At 70.7% G+C, this 8,170-nt stretch carries 8 protein-coding genes; all 8 read right to left on the bottom strand.

Annotation, left to right across the window (positions count from 1 at the left end):
* A partial coding sequence (locus E6U81_RS25230; protein ID WP_136232369.1) for a hypothetical protein occupies positions 1 to 491 on the bottom strand: 491 nt, incomplete at its 3' end.
* Between the two features lie 226 nt (positions 492 to 717).
* Positions 718 to 1,977: a site-specific integrase gene (locus tag E6U81_RS25225; protein WP_136232368.1), complete on the bottom strand. Its 1,260-nt coding sequence runs from the start codon at positions 1,975 to 1,977 to the stop codon at positions 718 to 720.
* 68 nt (positions 1,978 to 2,045) lie between these two features.
* Positions 2,046 to 2,282 carry a helix-turn-helix domain-containing protein gene (locus E6U81_RS25220; protein ID WP_136232367.1) on the bottom strand — a complete coding sequence of 79 codons (237 nt, stop codon included), beginning with the start codon at positions 2,280 to 2,282 and terminating at the stop codon, positions 2,046 to 2,048.
* A gap of 479 nt (positions 2,283 to 2,761) precedes the next feature.
* Positions 2,762 to 4,234 carry an ATP-binding protein gene (locus tag E6U81_RS25215; protein WP_136232366.1) on the bottom strand — a complete coding sequence of 491 codons (1,473 nt, stop codon included), beginning with the start codon at positions 4,232 to 4,234 and terminating at the stop codon, positions 2,762 to 2,764.
* 1 nt (position 4,235) lies between these two features.
* The gene (locus E6U81_RS25210; RefSeq protein ID WP_136232365.1) at positions 4,236 to 5,126 is read right to left on the bottom strand and encodes a bifunctional DNA primase/polymerase; all 891 of its coding nucleotides are present in this window, start codon (positions 5,124 to 5,126) and stop codon (positions 4,236 to 4,238) included.
* A 292-nt stretch (positions 5,127 to 5,418) separates the two neighbouring features.
* Positions 5,419 to 7,548, bottom strand: coding sequence for an ATP-binding protein (locus E6U81_RS25205; RefSeq protein WP_136232364.1), 2,130 nt, complete (start codon positions 7,546 to 7,548; stop codon positions 5,419 to 5,421).
* Between the two features lie 93 nt (positions 7,549 to 7,641).
* Entirely contained in the window at positions 7,642 to 7,878 is a 237-nt protein-coding gene (locus E6U81_RS25200; protein WP_136232363.1) for a DUF6257 family protein, read from the bottom strand.
* Positions 7,879 to 7,975: 97 nt separating this feature from the next.
* Positions 7,976 to 8,170 carry a hypothetical protein gene (locus E6U81_RS25195; RefSeq protein WP_136232362.1) on the bottom strand — a complete coding sequence of 65 codons (195 nt, stop codon included), beginning with the start codon at positions 8,168 to 8,170 and terminating at the stop codon, positions 7,976 to 7,978.

The following is an 8,170-nucleotide window of genomic DNA, read 5'->3' as shown; positions in this document are numbered from 1 at the left end:
TCCGGCGGAGGCGGTTCGGCTCCGGGCGCGAGGGTGACCTGTGCCGTCCATGACCAGGGCTCCTGAGGGGGATCCCAGCTCACCTCGACGTCGGTGTCGTGGAAGTCGCGCGCGAGGTCGGCCACCATCCGGGCCGCCGCGGCCCGCGCGTCCTGTGGGTCGGTGTCGGCCGGCACGTCCGGCGGAGGCGGTTCGGCTCCGGGCGCGAGGGTGACCTGTGCCGTCCATGACCAGGGCTCCTGAGGGGGATCCCAGCTCACCTCGACGTCGGTGTCGTGGAAGTCGCGCGCGAGGTCGGCCACCATCCGGGCCGCCGCGGCCCGCGCGTCCTGTGGGTCGGTGTCGGCCGGCACGTCCAGACGCCCGCAGAGCATGCCGCCTTCCATGGTGAGGACACTGTGGCGCCAGCCCTCGGGCGTCGCCAACAGCACGATCCCCTTCGGGATGCCCCAGGCGGGCCGCTTCTTCCTCTCCTTCCTGCGTCTCACCATGCGGCTGTCCCACCCCGTCGGAGTAGTGGCGTTCCCCGCCACCGTCGGGTGTCGGGGACCTCGTCTGCGCTGCTAGACCCAGGTGTCCAGCCACATGCGGCCGCGCCAGGAGTCCATCGGGAGCGTCTGGCCCGTGTAGATCGGCCAGAAGTAGATGAAGTCCCGACGACCCTAACCCGCAGAGTCCTGACCAGCCTGAACGCTGCTGGCCGGGGCTCTGAGGAGGTCACTGGGCCGTCTCTGGGCCGTGATCATGGTCCGGGGCCGCCTTGAACAGCCCGTCGACAGCCTTCCGCGTCCGCCCCTCGCTGCTGGGCATCAGGTGCGTGTACGTCCGCAAGGTGAAGCCCGGGTCGGCGTGACCGAGGTACTGACTCAGGGCCCGGATGTTCTCGCCGGCGTCCAGCAGGACGGACGCGTAGAAGTGCCGCAGGGCATGCATGCCGTGCTGAGGGGCGGAGGCATACCGCTCACCCTCCTTGGCCGGAGGGATGATGCCCGCGACCGCAAGGGCGGGCTTCCACATGTGGTCGTTGAAGTGGCTGACCCGGATGAACGTGCCGCCCAGGCTGGAGAAGACGAGCGACCGCGTCACGAGGGGGCCGTCCGGCGTCCGCCAGGGCAGGGTGACAGCCACCGGGGGGTGGAGCTTGGAGTGCGCGCGCAGTGCAGCCGCAACAGACCCGGGCAGTGGCACAGAGCGCGCCTTGGCGCCCTTTGGCGGGGCAAAGACGTATTTGCCCCGGATGCGCTTGAGCTGGTGCTCCACATGGAGCCAGGCGCCTTCGTAGTCGATCTCCTCCTCGGAGAGCCCGAACACCTCGCCCTGTCGCAGGCCGCATCCGCCGCCGGCGTCGACAGCGGTACGCAGATGTTGGGGCAGAGCGGCGCGCACCCCCCACACCTGTGCCGGGGTCCACGGCGTCACGCGCGGCGGCGCGGGCTTGGGGACCTGCACCGACCGGGCCCGGCACGGGTTCTTGGGCAGGAGGCCGTCATCCACCGCGGCGGCGAACGCGGCATTGACCGTGCCGAAGATGATGCGGCGGTGCGAGGAGGCTGGGACGTTCTCCTCCAGCTCACCCAGCCAGGTCCGGATGTGGCCCGGCTGAAACGACGGCATGGGGCGGGTGCCGATGTACGGATAGGCGTGCAGCCTCAGCCGCCGCTCCGCCGCCTCGCGGCTGTTGATCTCCGTCGTGTGGGTCTTCACCCACTTCTCGGCGAACTGCCGAAAGGTGACGCGGCTGGCACGCGGGTCCACGTACTGACCCCGGGACATGTCGGCCGCGGTCTCGTTCAACCACAGCTCAGCGAGGCGCTTCTGCTTGTCCGGGAAGGACTTGCTCTTTTCGGTGCCGTCGGGCCCGACGTACCGGGCGCGGTAGCGAGCCCCGGTGCCGTGGCGGTCGGTCTTGACCCGCCGGGTCTTGCCGTCGGGACCCTTTTCGGTCTTGTACCAGCGGTCTTGGATGTGGCCGGCCACGTGGTGCCCCTTCATGAAACGCCAGGGGGCGGCCCGTGTGGGCCGCCCCCGTGGTGGCAGTAGGTGGTCTAGGCGGCGCGCTGGGCGTCCGCGTTCATCTGGTCGTTGATCCAGCCGTGTACGGCTGTGGGGTCGTAGCGCAGGTGCTTGCCGACGCGGAAGCCGGGCGGCCCCGTGCGCTTCTTCCGCCACTGGTAGACGGTCTCCAGGGGTACGGCGAGCAGTTCGGCGATGTCGTCGGGGGTGAGGTAGCGGTCGGGGAGTCCGCCGCGCAGGGTGGCGCGGGGGTCGCTCTGGGCGGGCATTGCTCCTCCGGCGGGTCGGGTGGGGCGTGGCGAGCCCAGCCGAAGCGCGGGGCGGCCGTGTGTGTCCGAGGTTGGGATTTCTGCGTCACTGCGTCATCTGCGTCACTCGGGGCTCTGACCTGCGGTTTTGAGTGACGCAGGGGTTTGGGGCCTGCGTCACCGGTGACGCAGCCGTCCGTCATGGGGTGACGCAGGTGACGAACGGTGACGCAGAAAATGGGTCTCTGCGTCACCGCTGTTGGTGCAGGTCAGGGCCGGTTTTCGGGGCCGTCGTGACGCAGGTGACGCAGCGTCTTCCTACTTAGGAAAAAGAGAGGGGCTTGTGTCTGTTGGTGTGTGCGCCTTCGGGCGAAATGCGGAGCCGCAAGCGGCACGCCCGTTGGGCGGCGGCACGGCCGCCGAAGAACAAGAAGAGCACCGGGCCGCCCGGGCGGGGGGTGCTCCTCTTGCTTGTGCGGCTGGGACCGCCGACGCGGGGTCTAGAAGAGATCCTTCTGCTCGTCCTGCCGGGGCTGGGGTCGGGCCATCGCGATGTAGCGAGCGGTGTTGACGCGGCCCCAGTCGACGAGGACGCCGCGGGCGGCGAGGACGGGCTGGAGGCGCTTGAGGCGGTCGGAGAGGACTTTGCCGGTGGTGGGCCAGCCCTTGGGCTGGGGCCGGAAGTCGTCTCCGGTGTAGAGCTGGGTGAGGGTGTGCAGCCACTCCGCGGACGTCATCCGGTCCTCGCCGCCGGGCTCGATGTTGGCGGCGTGCTTGAGGACGGTCTGCGCGAGGAGGTCGCCTTCGATGACGTCGTCGTTGAGGTCGTCCAGGCTGGCCCGGTAGGCGTCCAGCGCGCCGAAGCTGCGGGCGGCATCGAGCTGCGCGCACAGGTGGGCGAAGTCGGCCATGCGCAGGTCGGTCGGGATGTCGGCCTGGGCTGCGCGGACGCTGACGGCGAGGTCGAGCACGGACCCGAGGATCACGGGCAAGTCCCGCGCGAAGTCCCTCCACAGCTCCTCCTCGGTCCGCCGCACGCGCGGGCGTTCCAGACGGAGAGGCAGCAGGCGTTCAGCGAGGTCGGGCCGGATCACGCCGACGTCGATTCCGGTCAGCAGCAGGGGGCGGCGGTAGCGGGAGCGGACGACGTCACCGTCGGTGAACAGAGCGCGTTTGATGTTCTCGGCACCGGTGACGATGCAGCACATGAGGTCGGAGAGGTCCGGGCCGAGGTGGGAGAGGTTGTCCAGGCCGGTGATCCACCCGGCGGCGACGGCGGTGATGAGGTTCTCTTCGTCCTTGGGCGGGCGGCGCAGGTCGCCGCTCATGCCTTCGATGATGCGGACGAGCATCTTGCCGGCGGTGGACTTGCCGGCGCCCTGGGGGCCGGTGAGGAACGGGGCGGGGACGGGGACGTCGGGGCCGAGGCATCCGACGAGCCAGGCCAGGGCCAGGCCCTCGCTCTGGGCGCTGGAGAAGTTGACCAGGCGCATCAGGAGGTCGATGCCCTTGCCGTCGGTGTCCTTGACGGGGAGGGGGAGTTCGCCGGTGAGCTGGGTGCGGCGCCAGCAGACCTCCCGGGGGTCGGGGGTGAGGATGTCCCAGCCGTTGGGGTGGATGCGGACGGACTGGCCGTCGTCGCGGCCCAGGTCGAGCCAGGTGGCTCCGTCGAATCCGGGGGCGACGCGGATGTGGACAGGCTGGACGTCTTCGGTGAGCGCGAGTGCTTCGATCAAGTCGAGTGCCTCCTTGAGGGCGGTTCCGTTGAAGACGCCGACCCCGTCGCGGTACAGGCCGACCATGAGTTCCTGCCGGTGGCTGCCGGTCGTGCCCTGGGAGCGGATCGGGCGGGCCACGGGGTGGCCGTTGCGCTGGGCGTAGACGGTCCCGTCCACGGTGCGGAAGTACCGGAAATGAGCCTGCGCGTAGTCGGTGATGACCTCGCGGGCGGGGTTCTTCTCGTCCTCAGGCATGTCACATCCCCAGAGCAGCAACGGCGTTGGACCATGCGTCCTCGCAGTGCCGCAGGGACTCGCCCTTGGCCTGCGCGGCGGTGAACAGGCGCTTGATGTGGGCGTCGGTGAGGCAGCCGCACCGGCCGTGCGCGGACAGCACCGCGAGGAACATCCGGTACACGGTCCGGTGGATGCTGTCCGGAGCCTCCTCGATCCGCTGCTCCGCCATGGCGATGCCGCGTTCGAGGTAGACGGGCGAACGGTGCCGGCACTCCCCGCCCCCGACCGGCGCAGCCGCAGCCGCAGCCACGGGACGAGACGCCGGCCGGACCGCTGCGGGCTCCTTCACGGCGAGCGCCCGCACGACGTCCGGGAGCTGCACCATGGCGCCGGTGCCGGGCCCGAGCCAGCGGGCGTAGGACATCAAGGACTTGATGTCCACGCTCGGGCGTACGGCGTTGGGGGAGGTCATGGCGCCGAAGTAGATCCAGTGCTCCCCGCGCGTGGTCGCCACGGTCCTGGTCGCCGGGAGGTTCTGGCGGGCCCACGCGACTGCGTCGGGGTTGTCGAGGTCGACGACGGTGACCCCGGCCCCGCCCGGGTGGTAGGCGACGGCCGCGGCTTGCCGCCAGGCCGGGGCCCACGCGGGCGAGGTGAGGATGTGCGGGTTGGTGGTGGCGGCGGCCCATGCGTGGCACGGCGCCGGGCACGCGCAGGGGCCGGGGGTCTTCATGTTCGGCCGGCCGCCGCAGGCGTTCTTCCGGCAGGTGCGGCAGTTGCCCATGGGGCCCTTGCCCTGCCGCAGCGGCAGCACGGGCAGTCCCTGTTCGGCGAGTTGCAGCGCGGTGTGGAGAGTGGCGGGTAAGGCCACGGCGCCGGGGTCTCGCGGGATGTCGGTCGGGTGGGTCATGCTGGTCTCTCCAGTCCTTGGTGTTCTGGACGAGAGCGGCCCCAAATCTTGGCGGATGTGGGGGCCGCTCTCGGCATGTCTGGGGTGATGCGGAATCCCTGCCGGTCGGAGGTCAGGGAGGCTTGGGCACCCCCTGCCGGGAGGGTTGTGCAGGGGGTTTCGGGGGTCTGACCTGGGGCGCCTCCCTGCCTCCCTGGTGGATCATTTGTGCAGGTCAGTGCCGGGGAGGTGGGTCAGGGAGGCTGGTAGGGAGTTCTCCCTGCCTCCCTGACGTGTGTGGGGTCGCCTCCCTCTACTCGGCGGCGGAAGTGGAACCGTCGGGGGTGCGGGAGGCGACGACGCGGGCGACGCGTTCGCGGGCGAGGGTCATGCGGCCTTCGGACTTGTACGGCTCGGCGCCGGTGCCCTCCAGCGCGCGCTTGAGGTCGATGAACGTCCACTTGCCGTAGGTGTCCTGGTCGAGGGCGGTGAGCCGCTTGAGGACGTCTTGGGTCAGGACGCGGGTCTCGGTGCCGAGGACGGTGAGGATGTCGGTGAGCGGGTCGCGCTGCTCGCCGGGCTCGGCGACGGGTGTGGTGGTGATGCCGGCGCGCAGGGCCTTGGCGCGGTCGGCGACTTCGGTGGCCTGGTCGGTGTCGATGTAGTGGGTGCGGACGGTGATGGAGGTCTGGCCGGCGGGGATGGTGATGCCGTCGGAGGCGACGACGACGGTGCCCTTGTCGAGGCCGAGTCGGAGTTGGTGGGGTGCGGCGCCGCCGTCGACGGCGTTGTCGCCGAGGGCCATGCGGGCCTGGGACTCGGTGCCCAGGACGAGGGAGATGCGGGTGTGGGCGCCTTCGCGGACGAGCTTGGGGAGGTTCTGGTCTGTGGGGTCCTGCGTGCCTTCCCACAGCAGCACGTCCACGGCCCGGCCCTGGTTGTGGATCTTCCGGACGGCCATGAAGTAGCGGGAGGTGGCCTTGGATCCGCCGTAGGGGTGCTTGTCGTCGTCGACGGCGGGGCACATGAACGCGACCTGCGCTTCGTCCACGATCCCGATCAGCGGCGTGAACACGGTTCCGGCCGGGGCCTGGATGCGGCGGTCCATCTCTGCGACGAGGCCTTCGACCATCTCGGTCGCCTTGACGACGTGTGCGTCGGTCGGGCCCTGGATCAGGGTCGTGGCGAGACCGCCGTCGAACATGCCCCAGTCCCCGACGCCCTTAAGGTCGGCGATCCGGAACTCGATCGAGGTGTCGAAGGCGGCCCACAGGGCGAGTGCGCGCAGGGCGGCGGTCTTGCCCTGGTTGGACTTGCCCGTGATGAGAAGCATCCGCTGATACAGGCTGAGGGTGGCCGCGTCCCCGCGCAGGTCCTGGCCCCAGATGGCCTTGCCGGTCTTGTAGTTCGCGGCGACGGCCTTTTCGAGGACCAGCGGGGACGGGCCGATCGGCTCGTCGAGGGCGCCGGAGTCGGCGATCCACAGGCGGATCGTGCGGGCCGCGACAGGGATGGTGATGAACACTTCGTGCTGGTGGCGGGCCAGGTTCTCAGCGAGCTTGCGCCGCCGCCCCTGCACCTCCTCCGTCGACACCCCCGACGGCAAGGTGACATCGACCTCTACGCCGCATCCGGCGATCCGGATCGGGCCGAGCATCTGCGCGCCAGCGTCGCCCATCTCGTTGATGGCCTTACGCAGCGGGCTGATCCCGAGGTCACGCAGGGCCGTGACGACGATCGACGGCGTGATCGGAGCGCCCACGCTGTCCCGCTGCTTGGCAGGCAGGGACCACTGCGGGGCCGTCTGCTGCTTACGGCCGACTCCCCACAGCGCGAGCAGGGCCAGCCACGGGCCGACCGTGACCGCGGGTCCCCACACGACGGTGCCGACCATCACGATCCAGTGGACCGCTGCGATCACCGTCGCTAGCGGGGCGAGGATCCACGACGGGTCTTTCGTGGCTATGGCCAGCACGATCCCCAGCAGGAGCAGACCGCCGAGGGTGAGGCCGGTGGCGTATCCGGCGCTCTTCACCGCGTTCTGCGGGGCCTTGAGCAGGTCCATGCGGCGGTGGTGGCGGGCGGCGCGGTAGCGGGTGAGGCGGTCCTCCCACTCCTTGGCCTCCTCGAAGTTCCCGCCGGCCTCGGCGGCGCGGATCATCCGCTCGTACCGGGAGGCGGTCCGGCCCTCCCACGTGCGGCGGGCGGTGACGCGGGTGCCGCCGATGACGTACATGCCGTGCCGGGCCACCAGCCGCGCCGCCGCACGGGTCCGCTCGTCGGTGACGATCCGGCGGATCCCGCAGGCGGAGCGCGTCCACACCCGCACCCGCCGGACCGCCTCCGGGGCCGGGCCGGGGGGCGGGCTGTCGGGGGTGTCGACGGGGAGGGTGTAGGTGCCGGTGGTGGGGTCTTTGAAGAGGGGGACGACGTTGTCGGTCATGCTGAGAACTCCTGCTCTCGCTGACAAGGCGGGTGGGTAGGTCCCGGGGCGGCCGGCGTTCTTTGGCGAGAGGGCGGCCGCCCCGGGGCACAGCTACTTGCGGGTCTTGCCATTGCTGGCGCGGTTCTTCCGGGCGGCCTTCTCGGCCTCGGCCTGGTCGGCGGCCTGCTGGGCCTCGCGGTCGCGGGCGCCGTCGATGATCCGATCGACCTTCTTCTGCAAGTCGCCCAGGTGAACGTTCTCCCCAGCGATCCCGCGCTTGGCCATCCGGGCCGCGTACCAGCCGATCTGCGTGATCTCACGAGCGGTGAACTTCGGGTCCTGCGCCATCAAGAGGCTCCTTTCGGAGGCCGGGCTGTCCGGCTCCCCACCCGCCCCGCCACGACGGACGGCGAGGGCAGGCAGACGTCAGACCTGCGACGGCCGGTCAGGGACCGGTCTTGGAGAGTTCGTGGCCGTGGCACAGGACCGGGCCGATCAGCAGGCCGATACCGGCGACGGTCCACCGGCCGGCGGTCAACGGCCCCGGCGGAACCTCGTCCACGATCCGTCCCGTGCGGCCCACGGCCCGCGGGTCGTCGGCGCACGCGACGATGCGCACCTTGTCTCCGGCGGCGAACAC

This window comes from Streptomyces sp. A0592, assembly GCF_004795115.1.
GTDB classification, from domain to species: Bacteria; Actinomycetota; Actinomycetes; order Streptomycetales; family Streptomycetaceae; genus Streptomyces; species Streptomyces erythrochromogenes.
This window is presented reverse-complemented; position numbering and strand designations above follow the sequence as displayed.